This window comes from Nocardioides euryhalodurans (assembly GCF_004564375.1).
Taxonomy (GTDB): domain Bacteria; phylum Actinomycetota; class Actinomycetes; order Propionibacteriales; family Nocardioidaceae; genus Nocardioides; species Nocardioides euryhalodurans.
The window spans coordinates 2,608,736-2,633,678 of record NZ_CP038267.1 but is presented as its reverse complement, the minus strand read 5'-3'; the positions used below and the strand labels follow the sequence as shown (position 1 = coordinate 2,633,678).

Genomic DNA, 24,943 nt, shown 5'->3' with positions numbered 1-24,943 from the left:
GTGACACATGACGTCAGTTCGTAACATCCGTGCCGAGCGTGACCCGCGCGACGCCTACCTCGACGCCGCCCGTGCCTGCATCCTCGACGTCGGCTGGCGGCGCACCACCCTCACCGAGGTGGCCCGGCGGTCGGGCGTGAGCAGGATGACGATCTATCGCGCCTGGCCGGACATGCCGACCCTGCTCGGCGACCTGATGACCCGGGAGTGGACCGGTCTCGTGGCGGGGCGTCAGCCGGCCGGTCCGGTGGCCGCGGTGGTGGCGACGGTCAGGGCGCTGCGCGAGAACGAGCTGTTCGTCCGCATCGTCGAGCTCGACCCCGAGCTGCTGCTGCCCTACCTGCTGGCGCGGCGGGGACGCTCGCAGGAGCTGGTCGTCGGCCTGCTCGCCGAGGAGGTGGCGGACGGCCAGGCGGCGGGCGAGGTCCGCGAGGGAGACCCGGTCACGATCGCGCGGGCACTGGTGCTGGCCACGCACGGCTTCGTCCTGAGCGCGCAGACGATGGTGGACGACCGGGTCTCCCTCGACGACCTCGACGACCAGCTCGCCACGCTGCTGACCCGGGCGCTGGCCCCGTGATCGCGGCGCCCCGGATCGGTCACGGCACGGCCGACCTCGCCCCGTCGTACGACGTGGTGGTGGTCGGCCTGGGCGTGACCGGCGCCGGGGCCGCCCTCGACGCGGCGAGCCGTGGGCTGCGCGTGCTGGCGGTCGACGCCCACGACCTGGCCTTCGGCACCTCCCGCTGGTCCTCCAAGCTGGTCCACGGCGGGCTGCGCTACCTCGCCCACGGGCAGGTCGGCGTCGCCCACGAGTCCGCCGTCGAGCGGGGCGTGCTGATGGAGACGACCGCGCCCCACCTCACCCGGCCGCTGCCGATGCTGATGCCGCTGACCTCCGGGGTGTCCCCGGCGCAGGCCGCGCTCGCCCGGGGCGGCTTCGTCGCCGGCGACCTGCTGCGGCGGGGCGCACGCACGTCCCGCGAGACGCTGCCGCGCCCGCGCCGGGTGTCGGCCACCGAGGCGCTCGCCCTGGCCCCCGGACTGCGGCGCGCCGGGCTGCGCGGCGGCCTGCTCTCGTGGGACGGCCAGCTCGAGGACGACGCCCGGCTGGTGACGGCGATCGCGCGGACCGCCGCGGCCCACGGGGCGGAGGTCCGCACCCGCGCGCGGGTCGTCGCCACCGACGGGACGAGCGTCACCCTGCGCGACGGGCTCACCGGGGAGGTGATCCGGGTCGGCGCCCGCGGGGTCGTCAACGCGACCGGGGTGTGGGCCGGCGACCTGGTCGACGGCCTGGTGCTGCGACCCAGCCGCGGCACCCACGCGGTGCTCCGCGCGGGGGCGTTTCCGGCGCTGCGGACCGCCGTCACGGCCCCGGTCCCGGGGTCGTCCAGCCGGTTCGTCCTGGTGCTGCCGCAGCCGGACGACACGGTCTACGTCGGCCTCACCGACGAGCCCGTCGACGGGCCGGTGCCGGACGTGCCGCAGCCGACCGAGCCGGAGATCGGCTTCCTCCTCGACGTGGTCTCGGCAGCCTTCGACCACGACCTTCGGCGCGACCACGTCGTCGGGGCGTACGCCGGCCTCCGCCCGCTGCTCGACGCCGGTGACCGGGCGACGGCCGACCTGTCGCGCCGTCACGCCGTGGTCACCTCGGCGACCGGCGTGGTGAGCGTGGTCGGGGGCAAGCTGACCACCTACCGCCGGATGGCCGAGGACGCGGTCGACCGGCTGGTGGCCGAGCGGCGGCTGGACGCCGGGCCCTGCCGAACCCGCGCGCTGCCGCTGACCGGAGCCGCCCCGCGCACGGAGCTGGCCCGGGTCGAGGCACCCTCCCGGCTCGTGCGCCGGTTCGGCACTGAGGCGCCGGCGGTCGTCGAGGTCGCGCGCGCGGTCACGCGGCTGCCGGACGGGGAGCTGCTGGCCCCCGTCGCCGCCGGCGTCCACGTCACGCTGGCCGAGCTGGTCTTCGGCGCCACCCACGAGGGTGCGGTCGACGTCGACGACCTGCTCGACCGCCGGACCCGGGTGGGACTGGTCCCGGAGGACCGCGCGTCGGCGGTGCCCGCGGCCGAGCGGGCACTCGCCCTGGCTGCCGGGAGCACCCCGATTTCCGGACACCGATGAGTTCTCCCGTCGACGCGGGTCCACCTCTCTTGGCACACTGACCGAGCCGGAGGAGCCAGCCACATGAGGACGGCCACGTTGACCGCGGACCAGACGACCAGCGAGCTGCAGGACTTCGACGCGCTCACCGCGCGCTACGAACGCGAGCTGCTCGCCCACTGCTACCGCATGAGCGGGTCGGTCCACGAGGCCGAGGACCTGGTCCAGGAGACGTTCCTGCGCGCCTGGCGGGCGAGTGCCGACTTCCAGGGTCGCTCGAGCGTGCGGACCTGGCTCTACCGGATCGCCACCAACGTCTGCCTGACCAACCTCGAGGGACGGCCCCGACGTCCCCTGCCCACCGGGCTCGGCGCCCCCGACGTGGGGGCCCAGGACGCGCTCGACGCGCAGCCGGAGATCCCCTGGCTGGAGCCGATCCCCGACGCGGCCGTGCAGGTCGAGGAGAAGGACTCGATCCGACTGGCCTTCGTCGCGGCGCTCCAGCACCTCCCGGCCCGGCAGCGGGCGGTGCTGATCCTGCGCGACGTGCTGCGCTGGTCGGCCGCCGAGGTGGCCGAGGCGCTCGACACCACCGCCGTCGCGGTCAACTCGGCCCTGCAGCGCGCCCACGCCCAGCTCGACAAGCAGCACCTCTCCCCCGACGGCGTCTCGGCCGACCTGACCGCCGCCCAGCGTGAGCTGCTCGACGACTACGTCGAGGCGTTCTGGCGCAAGGACATCGACCGGATCGTCAGCCTGCTCACGGCCGAGGCCACCTGGGAGATGCCGCCGTTCACCGGCTGGTACTCCGGCGCCGGCACCATCGGCGACCTGATCGCCCAGCAGTGCCCCGGCGGCAGCCACGACATGCCGATGCTGGCGACGCACGCCAACGGCCAGCCGGCGTACGGCCTCTACATGCGCAGCGCCGAGGGCGACTTCGTCCCCTTCCAGCTGCAGGTGCTCGAGCTCGACGGCGAGCGGGTCCGCCACGTCAGCGCCTTCCACGGCACCGCGCTCTTCGAGCGGTTCGGACTGCCCGCGCGGCTGCCCGCCGACCATCGCTGACCCGGCGATGAGGAGCGCGCTCGCGGGCGCGGTCGAGCTGCTGGACCGGTCCCTGGCCTACACGCGGACCGCGCTCGCCGCGGTCACGCCCGACCGGCTCGACGCGCCCACCCCCTGCGCCGACTGGGACCTCGACGCCCTGCTCGAGCACATGGACGACGCCCTGGACGCCTTCACGGAGGCGGCCACGGGCTCGGTGGCGCTGGTCCCCACCACCGGGGCGCCCCGGCTGGCGTCGATCCGCGACAAGGCCTGCGCGCTGCTGGGCTGGTGGTGCGAGCACCCGCCGTCGAGCGTCGCCGTCGGCGGGGCCGCGCTGCCGGCCGACCTGCTCGTGGGTGCCGCAGCGCTGGAGATCTCGGTGCACGGCTGGGACGTGCACCGGGCCCTCGGCCACGACGAGCCGCTCCCCGAGGAGCTGGCGCGGGTGCTGCTGCCGCTGGCCCGGCTGCTCGTGGGCGCGGAGGACCGACCGTGCCGTTTCGCCCCTCCTGTCACGCCCGCACCGTCCGCCACGGCGAGCGAGCAGCTGCTCGGGTTCCTCGGGCGGAGCTGAGCCGTCCGCGAAGGTGAAGGTTTCGCCGTTCGCCCTCGGTGGGACCGGGTCCGTCCCTACCCTGAGCGCCATGCTGGTGACGCCGACGTCGGCCGTGTCCGAGCTCGTCCGAGCGGGTCGTATCGCCGACGCCCTGGCGGTGCTCGCGACCGGTCCGGAGCCCTCGGTGGCCGCGTCGACGCTGGCGATGGAGTGCCGGCTGGCCCGCGGTGAGATCGACCTCGCGCTCGGCCTCGGCGAGGCGCTCGCCGACGCCGTCGAGGGTGCGGACGGGGCCCGGGCGGCCCACGCCCTCGGGGAGCTGGCGGCCGCGACCGGCCGCGACGACGACGCCGTGGGGCACTTCCTGCGGGCGGGCGAGCTCGCGACCGGCGACGAGGACGACCCCGTCGAGCTGCCGTGGCGCGCCGGCGCCGCCCTCAGCCTGATCCGGCTCGGCCGCCACGACGAGGCCCAGCAGCACGCGCAGGCCCACCGGGTGCTCGCGGCACGGCAGCGGTCGGCGTACGCCCTGGCCGGTGCGCTGCGGACCATCGCCGCCGTCGGAGCCGGCGGGCGGCGCGAGGACCTGCTGCGCGAGGCCCGAACGCTGCTCGGCGACGGCCACGCCCGGCTCGCCGCCACCATCGACACCGACCTGGCCGGGCTGCTCGCGCTCATGGGCGGGGCGGTCGGCCGGCAGGAGGCCGTCGTCCTGCTCCGCTCGGCCGAGGTGTACGCCGACATCGAGGACCTGTGGCCGCTCCACGGCCGGGTCCGGCGGCTGCTCGAGCGGCTCGGCGAGCAGCCCGCGACCCTGCGCTGCGAGGCGATCGCCCGCCTCACCGACCTCGAGCACCACCTCTCGCGGCTGGCCGGCACCGGCTCCAGCAACCGGCAGATCGCCGAGCAGGAGGGGCTCACCGTCAAGGCGGTCGAGTGGCACCTCTCCCGTGCCTACCGCAAGCTCGGCATCCGCAGCCGGCGCGAGCTGCCGCGGTCGCTCAAGCTCGTCTGAGGTCTGCTGCGCATTTCCCATGAGACGAGGAGACCTGGTCGCTTCTCATGGTCGACCGACCGTGAGAAGTGCGCACCTGGCGCCAGGTCATGGGAAATGCGCGGCCCTGCAGCTCACAGCAGCCGCATCGACGCCCCGTGGCCATGGGTCCACGCGGTCGCCCGGCCGTCCACCCCGAGCACGAAGGTGGCCAGGCCCTCGGGCACCTCAGGTCCGGTGGCGGTCACGCCCGGCAGCACGCGCGGGGCCTCGTTGCTCACCCAGTGACAGCGCCCGGCAGCCACGAGCGAGGCCATCAGCGCGGCGAACCGCTCCCGGTCGTCCGGCTCGAGGTAGGCGATGACCGCGCTGTGGAAGACCACCACGGGGCCGAGCTCGGCTGCCTCACCCACCAGCTCGGGCAGCTCCTCGAGCAGGTCACCCGTCACGAGGCGGGGCGGGTCGGCCCGGGCGATCCCGATCGCCGCCGCCAGCCGCTCGCGGCGCTCGTCCTGCTCGGGCCACACGAGGTTCGTCAGCCACGCCATCGCGTCGTCGTCGCGCACGTCGAGGGGGTGCAGGTCGATCCCACCGCGCCAGGCGACCCTGGGCGGCTCGGTCCCGACCGGCAGCTCGCCGGTCACCTCGCACCGCAACAGCGGTCCCGCGCCCGCCGTGACCGGACCGGCCGAGGTGTCCCAGGCGTAGGAGAACCGGTCGGGATAGAGGCACAGCCCCGCACTCGCGCCCACCTCGAGCAGCGCCAGCGGCCGGCCCGCCTCGACGCCGAGCCGCGACAGCGCCGGAACCAGCGTGGCCAGCCGGCCCACCTCGTTGGTCTGGGTGGCCCGCGCGCGGATGGTCGCCCGGATCGACCCCCGGTCAGCCAGGAGCGCCTCGCGGAGGCCGGCGTACGGCCCGGGGGCGGGGACGCCGTGCCAGCGTGCCGCCGCGAACACCAGGTTGGGCTGCTGCTTGAGCGGCGGCAGCTCCCCGATCCACGCCAGCACCTCCGGGTCCTCGGCGACCGCCAGCGCCCAGGCCTGGAAGCACGGCGAGTCACCGGCGTACGCCGCGAAGTCGGCGTACTGCGAGGCGACGTCGGTGTAGAGCTCCATCAGCCTGCCGGCAGCGCGACGTACGTCGTCTCGAGGTACTCGTCGATCCCCTCGAAGCCGCCCTCGCGGCCGAAGCCGCTCGCCTTGACCCCGCCGAACGGCGCGGCCGGGTTGGAGACCAGTCCGGTGTTCACCCCGACCATGCCGAAGTCCAGCGACTCGGCCAGCCGGATGGTGCGCGAGAGGTCGCGCGTGAAGACGTAGGACGTGAGGCCGTACTCGCTGGCGTTGGCCCGCTCCACCGCCTCGTCCTCGCTGGCGAAGGTCGTGATCGGCGCGACCGGCCCGAAGATCTCCACCTCGTTGATCCGTGCCTCGGCCGGGACGCCGAGCAGCACCGTCGGGGCGTAGAAGTGGCCCGGCCCGTCGGGGGCGGACCCGCCCGTGACGACCGTGGCGCCGTCGTGGACTGCGTCGGTGACCAGCTCCCCGACGGACTCGACGGCGTCGGCGTTGATGAGCGGGCCGACGTCGACCCCGTCGTCCTGGCCGCGTCCGACCGTCAGCGCCCCCATCCGCTCGCCGAGCTTCTGCGCGAAGGCGTCGGCGATGCTCTCGTGGACCAGGAAGCGGTTGGCGGCGGTGCAGGCCTCGCCCATGTTGCGCATCTTGGCGACCATGGCGCCCTCGACGGCCGCGTCGAGGTCGGCGTCCTCGAAGACCAGGAACGGCGCGTTGCCGCCCAGCTCCATGGAGACCCGCTGCAGCTCGTCGGCGGACTGGCGGACCAGGATCTTGCCGACGGCGGTGGAGCCGGTGAAGCTCACCTTGCGCAGCCGGTCGTCGGCCATGAGCGTCTTGCTCAACCCGGCGGAGTCGCTCGTGGTCACCACGTTGAGGACGCCCGGGGGCAGCCCTGCCTCCTCCATCACCGCGGTCAGCGCGAGCATCGTCAACGGCGTCAGCTCGGCCGGCTTGACCACCATCGTGCAGCCGGCCGCGACCGCAGGGCCGATCTTGCGCGTGCCCATCGCGATCGGGAAGTTCCACGGCGTCACGAACAGGCACGGCCCGACCGGCTTGCGGATCGTGAGCAGCCGGCTGCCGCCTGCGGGCGCCTGCATCCAGCGGCCGTGGATCCGGACCGCCTCCTCGCTGAACCAGCGGAAGAACTCCGCACCGTAGGTCACCTCGCCCCGCGCCTCGGCCAGCGTCTTGCCCATCTCCAGCGAGATCAGCTGGGCGAAGTGGTCGGCGCGCTGCGTGATGAGCTCGTACGCCGTCCGCAGGATCTCGCCACGCTCGCGCGGTGCGGTCCGGGCCCAGTCGTGCTGCGCGGCCGCCGCCGCGTCCAGGGCGTCCATCGCGTCGCCGGGTGAGCCGTCGGCCACGTCGGTCAGGACGGTGTCGTCCGCGGGGTCCCGGACCACGAACCGCTCGCCGCCGTCGGCCTCGCGCCACGAGCCGTCGATGTAGAGGTTGCGCTGCTCGTCCGGCAGCAGGGTGAAGTCGGTCATGATCCCAGCCTCGCACCCCCGTCCACTTGCGCGATACGGGGTGACACCGGGCACGACAGCGTGGGATTCTGCTGCCGTCGGTTGCGGAGGGAGCACTCTGCGTCGACCCGGACCCCTCGCCGACCCCATGCGGTGGGGGGTCCGGCTCATTTCCCCACCCGATCTGCCCCTTGCCAACGGCGCGCGAGCGGAGTTGCCTTCGCTGTGGAGGTGGCGACATGGCCGAGAAGGGGAACCCACGCAGACCACCCGGGCAGGACCTCGCGGCGAGCAGCCCGGACCGGATCAGGAACGTCGTGCTGGTCGGGCCCGGAGGCTCCGGCAAGACCACCCTGGTCGAGACGCTGCTCGCCACCGCCGGGGCGGTGACCCGGACCGGCTCGGTCACCGACGGGACCACCGTGAGCGACCACGACCCCAGCGAGCAGCGCCACGGGCGGTCGAGCGGGCTCACGGTCGCGCCGCTCGTCCACGACGGGGTCAAGGTCAACCTGGTCGACACCCCGGGCTACGCCGACTTCGTGGGTGAGCTCCGCGCCGGGCTGCGCGCCGCCGACTGCGCCCTGTTCGTCGTGGCCGCCAACGAGACCGTCGACGACGCGACCCGCACCCTGTGGCGCGAGTGCGCCGAGGTGCGGATGCCGCGCGCGGTGGTGGTCACCAAGCTGGACCAGGCGCGCGCCGACCACGAGGGGGTGCTGGCGCAGGCGCAGGCGGCCTTCGGCGAGACGGTCGTCCCGCTCTACGTACCCGTCCGCGCCCCGTCGACCGGCTCAGGGCAGGCGGGCGAGGTGACCGGGCTCGCGGGGCTGCTGGAGCCCTGCGACGACGACCTGGCCGAGCTCCGGGGCGCCCTCATCGAGGCGGTGATCGAGGAGTCCGAGGACGAGACGCTGATGGACCGCTACGTCGGTGGCGAGGAGATCGACGCCAAGATCCTGCTCGCGGACCTCGAGCGGGCGATGGCCCGCGCGACCTTCTTCCCGGTCGTGCCGGTCTGCTCGATGACCGGCGTCGGCTGCCGCGAGCTGCTCGACCTGGCCGTCCGCGGCTTCCCCTCCCCGGCCGAGCACCCCTCCCCCGAGGTCTTCACCCCCGCCGGCAAGCCGGCCGACGGGCTGACCGGCGACCCCGACGGACCGCTGGTCGCCGAGGTGGTCAAGACCACCAGCGACCCCTACGTCGGCCGGCTGAGCCTGGTCCGCGTCTTCAGCGGGACGCTGCGACCCGACGCCGCCGTTCACGTGTCCGGCCACTTCACCTCGTTCTTCGGCGACGCGGGCATGGGCGCCGGCCACCCCGACCACGACGAGGACGAGCGCGTGGGCGCGTTGTCGTACCCCTTCGGCAAGCAGCTGCTCCCCGCACCCCAGGTCGTCGCCGGCGACATCGCCGCCATCGGCCGGCTCACCCGCGCCGAGACCGGCGACACCCTGTCCGACGTGGAGCACCCCGTCGTGCTGCGGCCCTGGTCGCTGCCCGAGCCGCTGCTGCCGGTGGCCATCGCGCCGCGCAGCAAGTCCGACGAGGACAAGCTGATGCAGGCGCTGGGCCGGATCGCCGCCGAGGACCCGTCGCTGCGGATCGACAACGACGCCGAGACCCACCAGCTGGTCGTGTGGGCGATGGGCGAGGCCCACGTCGACGTGACCCTGGAGCGGCTGGAGGAGCGCTACTCGGTCCACGTCGACCAGGAACCGTTCGTCGTGTCCCTGCGCGAGACCTTCGCCGGGCCGGGGTCGGGGCACGGGCGCCACGTGAAGCAGTCCGGGGGCCACGGCCAGTACGCCGTGTGCGACCTGACCGTCGAGCCGCTGCCCGAGGGGTCGGGGTTCGAGTTCGTCGACAAGGTCGTCGGTGGCTCGGTGCCCCGCCAGTTCATCGCCAGCGTCGAGAAGGGCGTCCGCGCCCAGATGCAGCGGGGGGTCCGGCTCGGCCACCCGGTCGTCGACATCCGGGTCACGCTCACCGACGGCAAGGCCCACAGCGTCGACTCCTCCGACGTCGCGTTCCAGACCGCGGGCGCGCTCGCGCTGCGGGAGGCGGCCGCCGCGACCACGATCACCATGCTGGAACCCTTCGACGCGGTCGACGTCCTCGTGCCCGACGAGCTGGTGGGCGGGGTGATGAGCGACCTCTCCGCACGCCGCGCGCGGGTGCTCGGCACCGACAAGGTCGGCGAGGACCGGACCCTGGTCCGCGCCGAGGTGCCCCAGACCGAGCTGGTCCGCTACGCGACCGACCTGCGCTCGGCCACCCACGGCGCCGGAACCTTCACCCGCTCCTTCGCCCACTACGAGCCGATGCCCGAGGACGTCGCCCGCGCCCTGCAGCCCCGCCCCCGTTGAGGTGGGCCCCCGCAACCGTTGAGGTGGGCCCCCGCAACCGTTGAGGTGGGCCCGCGCAACCGTCGAGAGGGGGCCGGCCCCAGCTCCGCGAGACGTTGGCCCATCTCGAGCGTTGCGGGGGCCCATCTCGACATCACTCGGCGCGGAGGAAGGCCTCCAGGATCGGACCGGCGGTGCTCGACCCGGACTCCCCGGTCTCCACGAAGACGGCCACGGCGAGGCCGTCCTGGGCGCCGATCATCCAGGCGTGGGTGCGGAGCGCGCCGCCGTCGTCGACGTACTCCGCGGTGCCGGTCTTGGCGATCACCGGGCCGCCGGGGACGTCGGCGAGGGCCGCGCCGCTGCCGCTGGTCACCACGCCGCGGAGCATCGCCTTCAGGTCGGCCGCCTCACCCGGCTCGAGGGCGGGTACGTCGGCCTGCTCGACCTCGTGGTCGCGCACCAGCGACGGGAGCACCGTGCTGCCCGACTGCACGGAGGCGATCACCGCCGACATCACCATCGGCGAGGCCAGCACCTTGCCCTGCCCGATCATGTCGGCCGCCGCCTCCGTCTCGGACTGCGCCGGCGGCACCTGGCCGAAGTACGACGGGAACCCGAGGTCGTGGTCGACGCCCAGCCCCAGCGAGGCCGCCGCGTCGGCGAGGTCGCCGCGACCGAGCTGCCCGCGCTCGTCGATGAAGGCGGTGTTGCAGGAGTTGGCGACGGCGGTCCGCAGCGGGATGGTCCCGATGCCGCTCGCGGGGTAGTCGTCGTAGTTCTCGAACTGCTTGCCGTCGACCACGGTCGTGTCGCTGCACTCCACCGACGCGTCCGGGCCCAGCCCGGCCCGCAGCAGCGCCAGCGTGCTGACCGCCTTGAAGGTCGACCCCGGCGCGAACTGGCCGTACGTCGCGACGTTGTAGCCCTCGGTCCCGGGCCCGTTGGCGGCGGCCACGATCTCACCGGTCCCCGGCCGCATCGCGACCAGCGCGCTCGCCGGTCCGACCGGCGCCAGCAGCCGCTCGGCGGTCTGCTGCAGCCCCGGGTCGAGGGTCAGCCGCAGCGGCCGTCCCCGCACCGGCTTCTCGCCGAACAGCTCGCGCTCCTTGTCGTCGGAGGCGATCGCGACGACGCTCACGCCCGGCGTCCCGGCGAGCTGCTCGTCGTAGCGGGCCTGCAACCCGGAGAGCCCGGCCTCGTCGCCGGCCTGGTAGCGGTCGGGATCCTCCTCGACCATCTCGGCGGTCACCGGGCCGACGGTGCCGAGGATCGGCGCCGCGAACTCGCGGGTGGGCGCGAGCGGCATCGTGTCCTGCACCGCCAGCGCCCCGCGGATCCGCTGGTAGCCCGACCCGACCCGGAGCGGCACGTCCTCGCGGCGGTAGACGATCCCCTCGACGAAGGCCTCGTCGCCGGAAGCCTTGACCCGCTCGACGTACGCCGGCGCGTCGATGTCGAGCAGCGCCGCGAGCTCCCGGGCCGAGACGACCGCCCGCTGGTCGGGAACCGCGGACTTGTCGATCCCGAAGCGGGTGACCGCCCGGTCGGTGACGAGCCGCTGGCCACCGGCGCCGACGATGTCGGCCCGTGGCGGGGTCACGCTGCGCAGCGCGAGCGTCCCGCCGGTGCGCAGCGACGGCTCCACGACGGCGGGCTCCCAGGTGACCTGCCAGGTGTCGTCGACCAGCGACATCGCGGCCTCGGTGCTGTAGGTCCAGTCCTGCTCGCTCACCGGCCAGGACCACCCCAGCGTGGCGGTCGCCGTGTCGCCCTCGCCCTCGGTGACCTCCTCCACCGTGACCGTCGGCGTGACCTCGCCGAGCCCCTCGACGATCGCGGCGTAGTCGGCGCCGGCGTCGACGGACTCAGCAACGGCGACCTCGTCCAGCTCTCCCGACGCCAGTCCGGTGGCGAGCTGCTCGGCGGCGTCGGCCGGGTCGGGCCCGGTGACGCCGTCCACGGCACCGGTGCAGCCGGTCAGCAGCAGGACGAGGGCGGCGGCGGTCAGGCCGCGGTGGGACCGAGACATGACGCCATTCCACCACCCGCCCGGGTGGGGACGAGTGAGCCCGCGGGCTCAGTGTCGGGCGAGCCAGCGGTCCAGGTCGATGCCACGGGCGCGGGCGACGGGCCGCAACGAGGCCCGCGTCGGCGCCCGGAACACCTCCGGCTCGATGGCCGCGTCCACCTCGGCGTACGCCCGCTGCCGGGCGGCGAGCTCGTCGGCCTGCGCGGTCGCCGCGGCGACGGTGGCCCGGTCGACGGTCACGGTCGCGCTGGTCAGCAGCGGGCTCACGGTCGGCGTGTAGCCGGAGGAGTGACCGGGCTTGTTGGGGTGGTAGCTCTCGGCGATCGGATAGCTCAGCCCGTTGATCCACTCCGGGTTGTCGCAGACCGCGTGGCCGATGAACCGGCTGGTCGGGTTGGCGAAGGCGAAGCCGCGGGCGGACGCCTGCGTCGAGGTGCGTGCGTTGAGCAGGTCGGCGGTCTGGTTGAGGCGGGTCTGCTCCTGCGGGGAGAACCAGGTCCCCGCGTTGCAGTCCTCGCCCATGAAGATCCGCGGGTAGCCCACCACGACCACGCGGGCGTTGGGCGCCTTGGACCGGATCGCGGCGTAGAGCGTGGACAGCCGGCCGGGCAGGGTGTTGGTGATGAAGGCCCGGGCGTCGTCGATCGCGCCGTTGCAGTCACCGGCCCACCACGGGGTCGCGCACTCGGTCAGCACGTCCGCGAAGCCGGCGTCGTTGCCGCCGACCGAGATCGTGACGTACGTCGTCGCGCTGCTCAGCGCCGACAGCTGGGCGTTCGTGACGTCGGCGACCTTCGCCCCGGAGCAGGCGCGGAAGGTGAGGGCGTAGCCACGGGCGGCCGCGATCAGGCTGGGGTAGGCCGCAGCGGAGCGCTGGCAGCTCGACCCGTCGGCGAGATAGCTGCGGGTGCCGGTGCCGGAGGCGTAGGAGTCACCCAGCGCGACGTAGGACGGCGCGGCGCCGTGGCCCGTCGGAGCGACGAGCAGCGGGGCGAGGAGGCCGAGCAGCGCTGCGGGCAGCAGCCGGCCGAGGGCGGAACGTGCGGACATGGGGTCCCTTTCCCGAGAAGGCCACCCGAGTGTGGCCGTGGCTCAATCTAGGGAGCGGACCCCATGTCCGCCAGAGGTGAAGCGTCAGCGGCCCAGACCGGTGCGGTCGACCTGGCGGTGGAACCGCATGCCGGCCAGTCCGCCGAGCATCGCGCCGACCAGCGCCACGAGCGCCACCACGACCGCGCCGACGACCACCGTCGTGGTGCCGTCGACGGTCACGTTCGGGAAGCCGTCGATGCCGACGTACTCGGTGCCGGCGACGGCGGCGACCACCGCCACCGCGATCGCGATCACCAGGCCCCAGCCCCAGACGGCCACGCCCTGCTTGATGCCGTCGAAGCGCGCCATCCGTCCGGCGACGTAGCCGCCGGAGTAGTAGGAGACGAACCAGATGAGGAGCGCGACGACGATGCCGACCACGCCCAGCTCGTCCAGGTCCAGGTCGAGCGCGGCAGCAGCCTCGCCGGCGCTGTCCGTGCCACTGGCCTCGCTGGCGAGCAGGCCGGTGGCCGCGACGATCGCGCTCAGCAGCACCGCCATGCCGGTGGCGGCCAGCCAGCCGAAGAAGGCCGAGCCGATCTTGACGCCGCCGTGCTCCTCGCGCTCGCGGCCCACGACCTCGCCCCGGGTCTCGGTGACGGTGCGCTCGTGCTGGACCGGCTCGCCCGTACGGGTCTCGTCGGCGGTGTGGTCCTTGTGGTCAGCCATGGTGTCTCCTTCGTCGTGAATCCCTCCCCGTACCCCGAACCCAACCACGCCATGCTCGGGTCACTCCACCGTGACCGACTTCGCGAGGTTGCGCGGCTTGTCGATGTCGTGGCCGAGGTGGAGTGCCGCGTGGTAGGCCAGCAGCTGCAGCGGCAGGGTCAGCAGGATCGGGTCGAGCTCCCGCTCGCACGCCGGTACGTCGATCCGGGTGGCGGTCAGGTCGCCGAGGTCGACGGTCGCGTGGGTGACCACGACGAGCGGCCCGCCCCGCGCCGCGATCTCGTGCAGCGCGGCGACGTTGCGGTCGGCGAGCTCGTCGTCGGGGACGATCGCCACGGTCGGCACCGAGGCCTCGATCAGGGCGAGCGGCCCGTGCTTGAGCTCGGAGGTCTGGTAGGCCTCCGCGTGGCGGTAGGAGATCTCCTTGAACTTCTGGGCGCCCTCGCGGGCGACCGGGTAGCCCCGCACCCGGCCGACGAAGAACAGGCTCTCCGCCTCGGCGAGCTGCTTGGCGATCGTGGCGTACTCGTCGTCGTGCCCGAGGATCTGCCGGATGTGGTCCGGGATCCGCTGGAGGCCCTCGATCAGCCGGCGGCCGTCGGCGATGGAGAGGTCCCGGACCCGGCCCAGCTGCAGGGCGAGCAGCGAGAAGCCGAGGAACATCGTGGTGAGCGCCTTGGTGCTCGCGACCGCGACCTCGGGGCCGGCGTGCAGGTAGATGCCGCCGTCGCACTCGCGGGCGATCGCGCTGCCCACGACGTTGACCAGGCCGATCACCCGGCCGCCCTTGCGGCGGATCTCCTGCACGGCGAGCAGCGTGTCGACGGTCTCGCCGGACTGGCTGACCGCGACGTAGAGGGTGTCGGGCTCGATGATCGGGTTGCGGTAGCGGAACTCGCTGGCGGCCTCGGCGTCGGCCGGGATCCGCGCCAGCTCCTCGATCAGCGAGGCGCCCATCTGGCCGACGTAGTAGGCCGAGCCGCAGCCGAGGATCTTGACCCGCGAGATCGCCCGGGTCTCGCGGGCGTCGAGGTTGAGGCCGCCGAGGTGGGCGGTGCCGAAGCGCTCGACGAGCCGGCCGCGCAGCACCCGCTCCGCCGAGTCGGGCTGCTCCAGGATCTCCTTGAGCATGTACGACGCGTGCTCGCCCGCGTCGAAGGCCGCCGGGTCGATGTCCAGCGGCGCCGCCTCGCGGTGGGTGGCGGTCAGGTCGCGGCGCATGGTCGTGAAGCCGGTGGCGGTGACGGTCGCCAGCTCGCCGTCCTCGAGGTGGGCGACGGTGGTGGTGTGGCGGACCAGGGCGGCGAGGTCGGAGGCGACGTACATCTCGCCGCCACCGACGCCGACGATGAGCGGGCTGCCGTTGCGGGCCACCACCATCCGGTCGGGGAAGTCGGCGTGCACGACCGCCAGGCCGTAGGTGCCCTCGACCGAGGCGAGCGCGTCGCGGACCTTGCCCTCGAGGGTGTCGGCGTCGGACCGGGCGACGAGGTGGGCGACCACCTCGGTGTCGGTGTCGGAGGCCAGCTCGACCCCGGCGTCGGTCAGCGCGGCCCGCAGCGTGGAGGCGTTGTCGATGATGCCGTTGTGGACCACCGCGACGCGGCCGTCGACGTCGGTGTGCGGGTGGGCGTTCGCGTCCGTCGCCGGCCCGTGCGTGGCCCAGCGCGTGTGCCCGATCCCGAGCTTCCCGGAGAAGCGCTTCGGGAGCGCCTCGGAGAGGTCACGCACCCGCCCGGCCCGCTTGCCGACCCGGACCCCGCTGCCACCGAGCACAGCCACACCGGCCGAGTCGTAGCCGCGGTGCTCGAGCCGGGTCAGGCCCTCCAGCAGGATCGGCGCAGCCTGCTGGCTGCCGACGTACCCCACGATTCCGCACATGGTGCCTCCTCTGTCCCTATCCGTAGACGAGCCGCCGCAGCTGGCGCTCGCTGAGCTCGGGAGCCGCGACCAGCCGCTGGCCGAGCTCCTCGCTGATCCGGGCGAAGATCTCGGGGTTGCGCAGCCCGTAGGTCTTCAGGTGGGCGTGCCGACGGCGTACGTAGTCGGCGACCGGCTCGGCCTGGAACGCGAGCACGTCCTCGACGACCCTCGCGGCCACCGCCGGGCTCAGCCCGGTGGTGGCGGCGACATGGTCGACGAGGTCGGGATCGGCACGCACGGCGACCAGAGTGCCGCTGAGACTGTCCAACGGCAAGTTCCTGCCCGCAATCGGGCAGGAACTCGTCGTCCGACCTCCCGGAAGTGGCCCTTCCCGACCGCGCCGAATCGCCCTAGGTTGTCGAGAGCGGGCCGCGGTCCCGTACCCCGGGGCCGAGGAGCCTGCCTCACGAAAGGATCCCGAGGATGACCCGTCGAACTGCGTCACCGCGCGCGCGCACCAGGACCCGGGCGGTGGCCGCCGCGGCTGCCACGGTGCTGCTCGCGGCACTCGTACCACTCAGCACCCAGACGGCCGAGGCCAAACCGAAGCCCGACCGTGGCGGACACGCCAAGTCCTGCGACAAGCAGAACAACAACACCTACCAGAAGCTCCTCAAGTGCATCAGCGCCGACGGAGTGATGGAGCACGTCGAGGCGTTCCAGGCCATCGCCGACGCCAACGACGACCCCAACTACCCGGGGACCCGCGCCGCGGGCACGGCCGGGTACGCCGGGAGCGTCGACTACGTCAAGCGCACCCTGACGAAGGCCGGCTGGACGGTGACGCTCGACCCGGTCGAGTCCACCTACAACTTCCCGGTGACGCTGCAGCAGCTCACGCCGGTGAACGCGGAGTACGAGTCGGGCGCCTTCACGGGCAGCGGGTTCGGCACCGTGACGGGCAGCGTCATCCCCGTCGACATCAACCTGACGCCCCCGCGCGCGAGCAGCAGCGGCTGTGAGGCCGCCGACTTCGCCGGCCTCGACTTCTCCGGACCGGCCGACATCGCGCTGACCCAGCGCGGCACCTGCAACTTCGGCGACAAGGCGTTCTTCGCCGAGCAGGCGGGCGCGGAAGCGGTCATCATCTTCAACCAGGGCAACACCCCGGACCGCGAGGGACTCATCGTCGCCAACGCCTCGACCCTCACCGACGGCACGTCCGTGCAGCACGGCATCCCCGTCGTGGGAGCCAGCTTCGCCCAGGGTGAGGCGCTGGCCCAGCCCGGCTCGACGGCCTTCGTCGACGTGCTCGAGCCGGAGACCCGCATCGACTACAACGTCATCGCCGAGAAGCCCGGCAAGAACGACGACAACGTGGTCATGGCAGGCGCCCACCTCGACTCGGTGACCGAGGGACCGGGGATCAACGACAACGGGTCCGGGTCCGCGGCCCTGATCGAGCTCGCCCAGAAGATGAGCAAGGTCAGGAACGTCAACACCCTCCGCTTCGCCTGGTGGGCCGCCGAGGAGCAGGGGCTGGTGGGCTCGGAGTCCTACGTCGCCAACCTCCCGCAGGAGGAGCGGGACCGCATCGCGTCGTACGTCAACTTCGACATGATCGGCTCGCCGAACTTCATCTATGGCGTGTACGACGCGGACGAGTCCAGCTTCCCGGCACCGGCCGGCGTGCCGATCCCCGACGGCTCAGCGGCCCTGGAGGACCTGTTCGAGATCTTCTTCACCTGGCAGGGGATCCCCTACGAGGACAGCGAGTTCTCGGGTCGGAGCGACTACCAGGCGTTCATCTTCAACGGCATCCCCGCGAGCGGCCTGTTCACCGGCGCGGAGGTCCCGAAGACCGACGAGCAGGAGGCGATCTGGGAGGGCGTCGCTGGTGAGTCCTACGACCCGTGCTACCACCAGGCGTGCGACAGCCTCACCCCGGTCGCCGACGGCGCGGACGCGGACGTCTACGCCGAGCTCGGCGCCGAGAACGACCTCGAGGGCAACGTGTCGCTGGAGGCACTGGGCGTGAACAGTGACGCCATCGCCTTCACCGTGCTCACGCTGGCCTACTCGACCGAGGACGTGAACGGCGTCCCGGGCAAGCGGGTGCCGGGCAGCCGCGGGCTCGACCTCCCCGAGCCGGGCGGCCCGGAGGGCACCGTCGGCTCCGACGGTGGCGACCAGCACGACCACGTGGGACCGGCTTCCTGACCCACGCCAGCATGTAACGCCGGGTTCTGTGCTGTTCCCACCACGTTGCACCACGGTGGGAACAGTCACGAACCCGGCGTTGCAGCACGGGTGCCGCGCGGTTGAATGACCCCATGACCCTCTCCCCGACCCAGCTGCTCGACCTCGACACGCTCGTCGGCGACGAGGACCGCGCCATCCGCGACACGGTCCGCAAGGTCGTCGACGAGCGGCTGCGCCCCGACATCGCGGGCTGGTTCGAGTCCGGGGAGACGCCTGTGCGCGAGCTCGCCCGCGAGTTCGGGGAGCTGGGGCTGCTGGGCATGCACCTCACCGGGTACGGCTGTGCCGGCACCAGCGCGACGGCGTACGGGCTGGCCTGCCTGGAGCTCGAGGCCGGTGACAGCGGGCTCCGCTCGATCGTCTCGGTCCAGGGCTCGCTGGCGATGTTCGCGATCTGGAAGCACGGCTCGGACGCACAGAAGGAGGAGTGGCTGCCCCGGATGGCGACGGGCGAGGCCATCGGCTGCTTCGGGCTGACCGAGCCCGACTTCGGCTCCGACCCCGGCGGGATGCGGACGAAGGCGGTCCGGGACGGCACCGACTGGGTGCTGACCGGCTCCAAGATGTGGATCACCAACGGCTCGGTCGCCGACGTCGCCGTCGTGTGGGCGCGGACCGACAGTGGGATCCGCGGCTTCGTCGTCCCGACCGACACCCCCGGGTTCTCCGCGCCGACGATCAAGCAGAAGCTGTCGCTGCGCGCGTCGGTGACCAGCGAGCTCGTGCTCGACGACGTACGCCTGCCCGCGGAGGCCGTGCTGCCGGAGGCGCAGGGACTCTCGGGACCGCTCTCCTGCCTCACCGAGGCGCGTTTCGGCATCGTCTTCGGCGCCCTCGGCGCCGCCCGCGACTGCCTGGAGACCACGATCGCCTACGCCCGCGAGCGCGACATCTTCGGCCGCTCGCTGGCGTCCTACCAGCTGACCCAGGCCAAGCTGGCCGACATGTCGGTCGAGCTCTCCAAGGGGCTGCTGCTCGCCCTCCACCTCGGACGACTCAAGGACGGAGGCGCGCTGCGTCCCGAGGCGATCAGCGTCGGCAAGCTCAACAACACCCGCGAGGCGCTGCGGATCGCGCGCGAGTGCCGCACGCTCCTCGGCGCCAACGGGATCACCCTGGAGTACCCCCTCATGCGGCACGCCAACAACCTCGAGTCCGTGCTGACCTACGAGGGCACCGCCGAGGTCCACCAGCTGGTGATCGGCCAGGCACTGACGGGCGAGTCCGCCTTCCGCTGAAGATTTCTCCCCGGGGCGGAATAGATCCGTGATCAGGGTGTTAGAACTGGTACAACGTTCAACTAACACCGACTCCCCGGAGGCCCCAGCATGAGCACCACCGACTTCGACACCCCCACCACCGCCGTCCAGGACATCGCCGGCGACTACGCCCTCGACGTCTCCCACTCGCGCCTCGGCTTCACCGCTCGCCACGCGATGGTCACCAAGGTCCGCGGCCAGTTCGGCCAGTTCGAGGGCGCCGCCCACATCGACACCGCCAACCCGGCCGCCTCCTCGGTCGAGCTGTCCATCGACGCCGCGTCGATCAGCACCGGCAGCCCCGACCGTGACGGTCACCTGCGCTCGGGCGACTTCTTCGACGTCGAGCAGTACCCGACCTGGACCTTCCGCTCCACCGACGTGGCCCGCGACGGCGACACCTGGAGCATCACCGGTGACCTGACCATCAAGGACGTCACCAAGTCCGTCACCATCGACTTCGAGCAGACCGGCTCGGCCGTCGACCCCTTCGGCAACACCCGCGTCGGCTTCGAGGGCGACGTCACCGTCAACCGCAAGGACTGGGGCCTCACCTGGAACGCGGCCCTCGAGACCGGCGGCGTCCTGGTCTCCGAGAAGGTCAAGCTGGAGTTCGACATCTCCGCGATCCGCAACGCCTGATCGCTCTCGCACCACCCCGACGGGGCCGCCGGATATCCGGTGGCCCCGTCGGCACGTGTGGCGCCACCATGGGGTCATGGAGCTTCCCGACGGGCTGACGTCCCGCCCCCTCGAGGCCCGCGACGCGCGAGCCGTCTTCGAGGTGATGGCGGCACAGGAGATGGCCGACCTCGGCATGGTCGAGATCGAGGAGGCCGACATCGTCGGCGACTGGGGACGGCCCAGCTTCGACGTCGGCGACTCGACGGTGGGTGTCTTCGACGGTGACCGGCTGGTCGCGTACGCCGAGATCTCCGGGCACGACCGGGGCGACGCCGCCCTCGACCCGGCGATGCGTGGCCGCGGGATCGGCACCGCCCTGGCGCTCTGGATGCAGGACAAGGTGCGCTCCCGCGGCGGGTCCGTGATCGGCATGCCGGTCCCGGAGGGCTCGCCGGGCGACCGGCTGCTCGAGGAGCTCGGCTACCGCGTGCGCTGGACCAGCTGGGTGCTCAAGCTCCCCGCCGGTGCCACCATCGTCGAGCGGCCGCTGCCCGACGGGTACGCCGTCCGGGCCGCCGAGCCGGCCGAGTACCCCGCCGTCCACACGGTCGCCGAGGACGCCTTCCTCGAGTGGTCGGAGCGGGAGCGGGAGCCCTACGAGGACTTCATCGCCCAGATCACCGGCCGCCCCGGCTTCGAGCCCTGGCAGCTGCGGGTCGTGGTCGACGGGGCCGGCGAGGTGGTCGGCGTGGCCCACGTGACGCTCGCGCTCACCGAGGACGAGCGGCCGCCGGAGGCCTACGTCGCGCGCCTCGCCGTACGGCGCGACCAGCGGCACCGCGGCCTGGCGCAGGCCCTGATGGTCGACGCGTTCGCGGTCGCGCGCGAGCACGGTGCGGAGTCCTCGTGCCTCTCGACGGACTCGCGCACCGGGGCGCTCGGCCTCTACGAGAAGGTCGGCATGGAGGTCACCTCGGTGTGGGTCAACCGGGCGATCGACCTGTGAGTCTCACGCCGGGCGCGACTGGTCGCTGACCCGCGGGAACGGCTCGGTCGAGAAGACCACCTCGACCGGTACGCCGAAGAAGTCGGCGATCCGGAGGGCGAGGTGCAGCGAGGGGTTGTACTCGCCGCGCTCGAGGTAGCCGACGGTCTGGTAGTGCACGCCGAGCTCGTCGGCGAGCGCGCGCCGGCTCACGCCCTGCTCCGCGCGGAGCAGGGCGATCCGGTTGTGGACCGACTCGCTCACTTGACCCACTGCATGCTCGCCTCGCGGGCCGCCTGCACCTGGGAGCCGGTCTGCTTGCGGGCCATCCGCCGTAGCACCACGGGGGTGAGGAGCGCTCCTGCCACTGCCCACAGACCCAGCACCGTCACCGTCTCGACGGTGCGCCACGAGCCCCCGATCTCCAGCGCCGCGGCGCTGTCGGGCAGGAACGCCGACCGCATCCCGAGGCCCATCCAGTACATCGGGAAGGCCTGCGCCACGACCTGCACCCAGCCCCACAGCTGCTGCACGGGGTAGAAGATCCCGGAGATGCCGGCGAGCACCATGATCGGGAGCATCCCCCACATGCCGACCTTCTGGACCCCCGGCACGAGCGAGCCGATGACCATCCCGATCGGCAGCGAGGCGAGCAGCCCGAGCACCGTCACCCAGACCACGGTGAACCAGCCGCTGGGGTCGGCCATCAGGCCGTCGAACAGGATCAGGCTCGGCACCAGGATCACGACCAGCTGCGGCACCAGGCTGAGGCTGTGGAAGAGCAGCTGGCCGCTGAAGTAGCCCACCAGGCCGTCGGGGATCGCCCGGTGCCGCAGCAGCGTGCCGTCCTCCTTCTCCATCGCCAGGCTGTAGGCCGGCCCGACCACCACCCCGAAGGCGATGAGTGCCCCGAGGATGCTGGGGAGGGCGACGGCGGCGAAGGGGATGCCCTCGACGCCCGTCTCGGCGTCGCGGCGGATCCACAGGTAGCCCAGCGTCAACGCCGCCGTGAACATGTAGAACCACTGGTCCTGGGTCGACCGGATGCTCTGGACGAGCTCCATCCGGCCGCGGTTGAGCCCGAGCCGCACGGCGTGGACCTTGTGCTCGAGCGAGGTGCCCGTCCCCTGCGTGGTCATCGGGTCACCTCCGCGAAGGAGCGGGCGGCCTCGGCGGCGGCGCCGGCCTCGTGCTGCTGGACCAGGGTGAGGTAGGCGTCCTCGAGGCTGGCCCGGTGGACCTCGAGGTCCTGCACCGCGTCGCCGTGCTGGACGAACAGGTCGCGGACGAAGCGGGTCGCCTCGGTCGTGGCGTGGACGAACCGCTCGCCGTCCCGCGTCCACCGCACCTCGGACTCGCCCGCCACGCGCAGCGCCAGCCCCTCCGCGCTGTCGTCGGCGACGATCCGGCCGCCGGCCAGGATCACGACCCGGTCGGCGAGCTTCTCGGCCTCGTCGAGGTCGTGGGTCGTGAGCAGGATGGTGGTGTTGTCGAGGTCGGCCAGCCGGTGGACCAGGTGGTGGAAGTCGCGCCTGGCCTGGGGGTCGAAGCCCGCGGTCGGCTCGTCGAGGAAGAGCAGCTCGGGCCGGCCGATGATGCCCATGGCGACGTCGAGCCGTCGGCGCTGGCCGCCGGACAGGGTGCCGATCTTCTGGTCGGCGAACTCGGTCAGGCCGACCAGGTCCATCAGCTCCTCGAGGTCCCACGGTCGCTCCTGCGTGGGGGTGGAGTACGGCGCGTAGTAGCCGCCCAGCTGGGTCAGCAGCCGCCGCGCGGTCCAGCGGGGGTGGTCGCGCCAGGACTGCAGCACCACGCCGGTCCGCGCCCGCCAGGGCTCCCCCGCGTGGGCCGGGTCCTCCCCCAGCACGCTCACCTCGCCGGCGGAGCGGATCCGGAAGCCCTCGAGGATCTCGATCGTGGTGGTCTTGCCGGCTCCGTTGGGTCCGAGGAGGCAGAGCACCTCGCCGGCGTGGATGTCGAAGTCGACGCCGGTCAGGACGTCGGTCGTTCCGTAGCGCATGCGCAGGTCGCGGACCTGCACGACCGGGTCACCGGCCGCCCCGGGGACGTGACCCGCCCCCGTCGATGTCTGGATCACGGGACGAATGTAGTAGAGGTGCTACATCGGTAGCAACCCTGTAACGGGGTCGTCCGACGTCACCAGCGCGCGGAGTGCGGTCGGGAACGGTGCCCCCCGCAGCTGCCACGCGTGACGAGGAACCACACCGCGAGCCCGATCAGGACCAGCGGGAGGTGGGTGAGCACGGCGATCCCCGCGAGCACGACGAGCACCACCATCAGCGGGAACGGCGGCCGGCCACGGCGGCGGCGCGGTGTGCCCGCCGGTCGCGGCGGCGCCCAGCCGGGGTCCGGGGCGTGTCCGGGCAGGTCCACGAAGACCGGGTCGAGCTCGGCCCGGGTCCGCGCCGCCCAGATCCGGTCCAGCCGCTCGGCGTGCTCGGCCTGGTCGAGCCGGCCGACGGCGTAGTGCTCGGCGAGCTCGGCCGCGGCCCGCTCCCGCTCGGCGTCGCCGATGCGCAGCTGGGCTCCGCGGTCGGCGGGCTGGTCGAAGGGCCAGCCGCCCTGCCGGGGGCTCATCGCGGGTCCTCGTCGGCGAGCAGCCCGTAGAGCTTGCGCCGGGTCTCGATCAGCACCGCCATCGCGTCCTTGCGCTGCTGGTCGGTGCCGCTGGAGAGGATCTGCCACAGCGCCGACATCAGCTGGCCGGCCTCGGACTTCAGCAGCGACAGGTCCGGCCCGTCCTCGACCGGGCCCTCGACCTCGAACGGCTCCCACACGGCCGCGAGCTCCTCGGGGTGCTCGGCGACGTACGCCTCGCCCTCCGGCGTCAACCGCAGCGTCCGGCCCCGCTCCTCGTCGCCCACGATCAGGCCCTCGTCCTCGAGCTGGCTGATCGTGGGGTAGACCGAGCCGGGGCTCGGCTTCCACTGGCCGCCGGTCCGCTCGGCGATCTGCTGGATCACCTGGTAGCCGTTGAGCGGCTCCACCGCGACCACGTCGAGGATCGCCGCGCGGACGTCGCCGCGGCGGACCCGGGGCCCGCGCGGCGGCTCGGGCTGGGCCATCCCGAAGAGTCCGGCCAGCCACGGCGGCGGCCCGGGACGACCTCGTCCGGGCGGTCCACCCCAAGGCCCGCCGGCACTGCTCCACCCGCCACCCCACTGGTGGCCCCACTGTCCGTGTCCCACGCCTGCCCCCTCCGAACGACCCGTCGGCGACTGTCGCCGATATATCGCGATAGTACGGCGGTGGTCGAGCGCGGACAAGGGGGTTGTCCTCCGGGCCAGGGGCCTCAGTCGGCGAGCTGGTCCCTCCGCCGGGCCAGCCACGACCTCTCTGCCGGGTTGCCGGCGGTCGCGATCGCCGCGTCGTACGCCGCCCGGGCGTCACCGGACCGGCCGAGCCTGCGCAGCAGGTCGGCGCGGGTGGCGTGCCAGGCGTGGTAGCCCTCGAGCGGGAGCCGGTCGACCTCGGCCAGTGCGACCGACGGGCCGTCGAGCTCGGCGATCGCCACGGCCCGGTTGAGCCGCACCACGGGCGAGGGGTCGATCGCACTGAGCTGGTCGTAGAGGGCGGCGATCTGGCCCCAGTCGGTCTCGCGGACGTCGGCGGCGTCGGTGTGAACGGCGTTGACCGCCGCCAGCAGCTGGTAGCGGCCCGGCGGCTGCCCGGTCGCGTGGGCGCGAGCGAGGCACTCGCGGACCAGGTCGTGCCCTTCGAGGACGAGGGCGCGGTCCCAGCCGGCCCGGTCCTGCTGGTCCAGCGGCACCAGCTCGCCCCCCGCGAAGCGGCTCTCCCGCCGCGCGTCGGTGAGCAGCATCAGGGCCAGCAGGCCGGCGACCTCGGGCTCCTCGGGCAGCAGCGACCGCAGCACCCGGCCCAGCCGGATCGCCTCCCCGGTGAGCTCCTGGCGTACGGGGGCGTCACCGGTGGAAGCCAGGTAGCCCTCGTTGAAGACGAGGTAGACGACCGCCAGGACGCCGGCCAGCCGGGCCGGCAGGTCGGAGAGTGCGGGCACGCGGTAGGGGATCCCGGCGCCGGCGATCTTGCGCTTCGCACGGGTGATCCGCTGCGCCATGGTCGTCTCCGGGACCAGGAAGGCGGCGGCGATCTCGGGCACGGTGAGCCCGCCGAGCAGCCGCAGCGTGAGGGCCACCCGCGCCTCGGGGGCGAGGGCGGGGTGGCAGCAGGTGAAGATCAGCCGGAGCCGGTCGTCCTCGACCGGCCCGGTGGGCTCGTGGGGCTCGGGGTCGATGATCATCTCTGCCTGCTGGTGCTTGTCGTCGCGGCGGGACTCCCGACGGAGCCGGTCGATGGCACGGTTGCCGGCGGTGGTGGTCAGCCAGCCACCGGGGTTCGGCGGGATGCCGTCCATACGCCACTTCTCCAGGGCCACGACCAGCGCCTCCCCGGCGGCGTCCTCGGCGAGGTCGAGGTCGCCGAAGCGGCGGGCGAGGGAGGCGACGACCCGGCCGAACTCGGCCCGGAAGATCGCCTCCACCCGGCTGTCGACGGAGTCGCTCAC

General features: G+C 73.2%; 23 protein-coding genes. 10 read left to right on the top strand and 13 right to left on the bottom strand.

Annotated elements, in window-relative coordinates; translation table 11 throughout:
• Window positions 1-7 precede the first annotated feature (7 nt).
• The 5 genes from EXE57_RS12635 (at window position 8) to EXE57_RS12615 (ending at window position 4,730) form a co-directional block, all read left to right on the top strand.
• Window positions 8-580, top strand: a complete 573-nt coding sequence (locus EXE57_RS12635) for a TetR/AcrR family transcriptional regulator (protein WP_135078023.1) — start codon at window positions 8-10, stop codon at window positions 578-580.
• Complete coding sequence (locus EXE57_RS12630) at window positions 577-2,130, top strand: glycerol-3-phosphate dehydrogenase/oxidase (RefSeq protein ID WP_135078021.1); 1,554 nt, start codon at window positions 577-579, stop codon at window positions 2,128-2,130. Before EXE57_RS12635 ends, EXE57_RS12630 begins: the two co-directional genes overlap by 4 nt.
• Window positions 2,131-2,193: 63 nt before the next feature.
• Entirely contained in the window at window positions 2,194-3,177 is a 984-nt protein-coding gene (locus EXE57_RS12625) for a sigma-70 family RNA polymerase sigma factor (RefSeq protein WP_135078019.1), read from the top strand.
• Window positions 3,178-3,184: 7 nt separating this feature from the next.
• A complete protein-coding gene (locus EXE57_RS12620) occupies window positions 3,185-3,733 on the top strand; it encodes a TIGR03086 family metal-binding protein (protein ID WP_135078017.1) in 549 nt (182 codons plus the stop codon).
• 70 nt (window positions 3,734-3,803) lie between these two features.
• Entirely contained in the window at window positions 3,804-4,730 is a 927-nt protein-coding gene (locus EXE57_RS12615; RefSeq protein WP_135078015.1) for a helix-turn-helix domain-containing protein, read from the top strand.
• Between the two features lie 113 nt (window positions 4,731-4,843).
• On the opposite strand, the gene EXE57_RS12610 is transcribed toward EXE57_RS12615, so the two are convergent.
• Together EXE57_RS12610 and EXE57_RS12605 are read right to left on the bottom strand one after the other, a co-directional pair.
• Window positions 4,844-5,827: a DUF2332 domain-containing protein gene (locus EXE57_RS12610; protein WP_135078013.1), complete on the bottom strand. Its 984-nt coding sequence runs from the start codon at window positions 5,825-5,827 to the stop codon at window positions 4,844-4,846.
• Window positions 5,827-7,284, bottom strand: coding sequence for an NAD-dependent succinate-semialdehyde dehydrogenase (locus EXE57_RS12605; protein ID WP_135078011.1), 1,458 nt, complete (start codon window positions 7,282-7,284; stop codon window positions 5,827-5,829). Before EXE57_RS12605 ends, EXE57_RS12610 begins: the two co-directional genes overlap by 1 nt.
• Window positions 7,285-7,502: 218 nt before the next feature.
• Here EXE57_RS12605 and EXE57_RS12600 point away from each other — a divergent pair, with 218 nt between their 5' ends.
• On the top strand, window positions 7,503-9,632 hold the full coding sequence (locus EXE57_RS12600; RefSeq protein WP_135078009.1) for an elongation factor G-like protein EF-G2: 2,130 nt from the start codon (window positions 7,503-7,505) through the stop codon (window positions 9,630-9,632).
• Between the two features lie 133 nt (window positions 9,633-9,765).
• Here EXE57_RS12600 and EXE57_RS12595 read toward each other — a convergent pair whose 3' ends face one another.
• From EXE57_RS12595 to EXE57_RS12575, 5 genes are all read right to left on the bottom strand, one after another.
• Entirely contained in the window at window positions 9,766-11,643 is a 1,878-nt protein-coding gene (locus EXE57_RS12595; RefSeq protein WP_135078007.1) for a penicillin-binding transpeptidase domain-containing protein, read from the bottom strand.
• 48 nt (window positions 11,644-11,691) lie between these two features.
• Complete coding sequence (locus EXE57_RS12590) at window positions 11,692-12,693, bottom strand: SGNH/GDSL hydrolase family protein (protein ID WP_135078005.1); 1,002 nt, start codon at window positions 12,691-12,693, stop codon at window positions 11,692-11,694.
• A gap of 84 nt (window positions 12,694-12,777) precedes the next feature.
• Window positions 12,778-13,404 (bottom strand): hypothetical protein, encoded by a 627-nt coding sequence (locus tag EXE57_RS12585; RefSeq protein WP_135078003.1) that lies wholly within the window; start codon window positions 13,402-13,404, stop codon window positions 12,778-12,780.
• Window positions 13,405-13,464: 60 nt separating this feature from the next.
• A complete protein-coding gene (gene glmS, locus EXE57_RS12580; RefSeq protein WP_135078001.1) occupies window positions 13,465-15,285 on the bottom strand; it encodes a glutamine--fructose-6-phosphate transaminase (isomerizing) in 1,821 nt (606 codons plus the stop codon).
• Window positions 15,286-15,301: 16 nt separating this feature from the next.
• Window positions 15,302-15,565 (bottom strand): HU family DNA-binding protein, encoded by a 264-nt coding sequence (locus EXE57_RS12575; protein ID WP_208542842.1) that lies wholly within the window; start codon window positions 15,563-15,565, stop codon window positions 15,302-15,304.
• Window positions 15,566-15,750: 185 nt separating this feature from the next.
• Between EXE57_RS12575 and EXE57_RS12570 the strand changes: the two genes are divergently transcribed.
• From EXE57_RS12570 to EXE57_RS12555, 4 genes are all read left to right on the top strand, one after another.
• Window positions 15,751-17,487, top strand: coding sequence for a M28 family peptidase (locus EXE57_RS12570; protein WP_135077999.1), 1,737 nt, complete (start codon window positions 15,751-15,753; stop codon window positions 17,485-17,487).
• A gap of 113 nt (window positions 17,488-17,600) precedes the next feature.
• The gene (locus EXE57_RS12565) at window positions 17,601-18,767 is read left to right on the top strand and encodes an acyl-CoA dehydrogenase family protein (RefSeq protein WP_135077997.1); all 1,167 of its coding nucleotides are present in this window, start codon (window positions 17,601-17,603) and stop codon (window positions 18,765-18,767) included.
• 90 nt (window positions 18,768-18,857) lie between these two features.
• Complete coding sequence (locus EXE57_RS12560; protein ID WP_135077995.1) at window positions 18,858-19,430, top strand: YceI family protein; 573 nt, start codon at window positions 18,858-18,860, stop codon at window positions 19,428-19,430.
• A 76-nt stretch (window positions 19,431-19,506) separates the two neighbouring features.
• Window positions 19,507-20,418 (top strand): GNAT family N-acetyltransferase, encoded by a 912-nt coding sequence (locus tag EXE57_RS12555; protein ID WP_135077993.1) that lies wholly within the window; start codon window positions 19,507-19,509, stop codon window positions 20,416-20,418.
• A gap of 3 nt (window positions 20,419-20,421) precedes the next feature.
• Here the strand turns inward: EXE57_RS12555 and EXE57_RS12550 are convergent, their stop codons facing one another.
• The 6 genes from EXE57_RS12550 to EXE57_RS12525 form a co-directional block, all read right to left on the bottom strand.
• A complete protein-coding gene (locus tag EXE57_RS12550) occupies window positions 20,422-20,661 on the bottom strand; it encodes a helix-turn-helix transcriptional regulator (protein WP_135077991.1) in 240 nt (79 codons plus the stop codon).
• On the bottom strand, window positions 20,658-21,536 hold the full coding sequence (locus EXE57_RS12545; RefSeq protein ID WP_135077989.1) for an ABC transporter permease: 879 nt from the start codon (window positions 21,534-21,536) through the stop codon (window positions 20,658-20,660). The genes EXE57_RS12550 and EXE57_RS12545 overlap by 4 nt, the downstream gene beginning before the upstream one ends.
• A complete protein-coding gene (locus tag EXE57_RS12540; protein ID WP_244246817.1) occupies window positions 21,533-22,495 on the bottom strand; it encodes an ABC transporter ATP-binding protein in 963 nt (320 codons plus the stop codon). The genes EXE57_RS12545 and EXE57_RS12540 overlap by 4 nt, the downstream gene beginning before the upstream one ends.
• Window positions 22,496-22,554: 59 nt before the next feature.
• The gene (locus EXE57_RS12535; RefSeq protein ID WP_135077987.1) at window positions 22,555-22,995 is read right to left on the bottom strand and encodes a DUF1707 SHOCT-like domain-containing protein; all 441 of its coding nucleotides are present in this window, start codon (window positions 22,993-22,995) and stop codon (window positions 22,555-22,557) included.
• Entirely contained in the window at window positions 22,992-23,483 is a 492-nt protein-coding gene (locus EXE57_RS12530; protein WP_135077985.1) for a PadR family transcriptional regulator, read from the bottom strand. Before EXE57_RS12530 ends, EXE57_RS12535 begins: the two co-directional genes overlap by 4 nt.
• A gap of 227 nt (window positions 23,484-23,710) precedes the next feature.
• Window positions 23,711-24,943: an RNA polymerase sigma factor gene (locus EXE57_RS12525; protein ID WP_135077981.1), complete on the bottom strand. Its 1,233-nt coding sequence runs from the start codon at window positions 24,941-24,943 to the stop codon at window positions 23,711-23,713.

Bases quoted from the DNA above. Each gene is read 5' to 3' on its own strand.
- EXE57_RS12635 (WP_135078023.1), top strand. From the start codon at position 8: ATGACGTCAGTTCGTAACATCCGTGCCGAGCGTGACCCGCGCGACGCC.
- EXE57_RS12625 (WP_135078019.1), top strand. From the start codon at position 2,194: ATGAGGACGGCCACGTTGACCGCGGACCAGACGACCAGCGAGCTGCAG.
- EXE57_RS12620 (WP_135078017.1), top strand. From the start codon at position 3,185: ATGAGGAGCGCGCTCGCGGGCGCGGTCGAGCTGCTGGACCGGTCCCTG.
- EXE57_RS12615 (WP_135078015.1), top strand. From the start codon at position 3,804: ATGCTGGTGACGCCGACGTCGGCCGTGTCCGAGCTCGTCCGAGCGGGT.
- EXE57_RS12610 (WP_135078013.1), bottom strand. From the start codon at position 5,827: ATGGAGCTCTACACCGACGTCGCCTCGCAGTACGCCGACTTCGCGGCG.
- EXE57_RS12605 (WP_135078011.1), bottom strand. From the start codon at position 7,284: ATGACCGACTTCACCCTGCTGCCGGACGAGCAGCGCAACCTCTACATC.
- EXE57_RS12600 (WP_135078009.1), top strand. From the start codon at position 7,503: ATGGCCGAGAAGGGGAACCCACGCAGACCACCCGGGCAGGACCTCGCG.
- EXE57_RS12595 (WP_135078007.1), bottom strand. From the start codon at position 11,643: ATGTCTCGGTCCCACCGCGGCCTGACCGCCGCCGCCCTCGTCCTGCTG.
- EXE57_RS12590 (WP_135078005.1), bottom strand. From the start codon at position 12,693: ATGTCCGCACGTTCCGCCCTCGGCCGGCTGCTGCCCGCAGCGCTGCTC.
- EXE57_RS12585 (WP_135078003.1), bottom strand. From the start codon at position 13,404: ATGGCTGACCACAAGGACCACACCGCCGACGAGACCCGTACGGGCGAG.
- glmS (WP_135078001.1), bottom strand. From the start codon at position 15,285: ATGTGCGGAATCGTGGGGTACGTCGGCAGCCAGCAGGCTGCGCCGATC.
- EXE57_RS12570 (WP_135077999.1), top strand. From the start codon at position 15,751: ATGACCCGTCGAACTGCGTCACCGCGCGCGCGCACCAGGACCCGGGCG.
- EXE57_RS12565 (WP_135077997.1), top strand. From the start codon at position 17,601: ATGACCCTCTCCCCGACCCAGCTGCTCGACCTCGACACGCTCGTCGGC.
- EXE57_RS12560 (WP_135077995.1), top strand. From the start codon at position 18,858: ATGAGCACCACCGACTTCGACACCCCCACCACCGCCGTCCAGGACATC.
- EXE57_RS12555 (WP_135077993.1), top strand. From the start codon at position 19,507: ATGGAGCTTCCCGACGGGCTGACGTCCCGCCCCCTCGAGGCCCGCGAC.
- EXE57_RS12545 (WP_135077989.1), bottom strand. From the start codon at position 21,536: ATGACCACGCAGGGGACGGGCACCTCGCTCGAGCACAAGGTCCACGCC.
- EXE57_RS12535 (WP_135077987.1), bottom strand. From the start codon at position 22,995: ATGAGCCCCCGGCAGGGCGGCTGGCCCTTCGACCAGCCCGCCGACCGC.
- EXE57_RS12530 (WP_135077985.1), bottom strand. From the start codon at position 23,483: ATGGCCCAGCCCGAGCCGCCGCGCGGGCCCCGGGTCCGCCGCGGCGAC.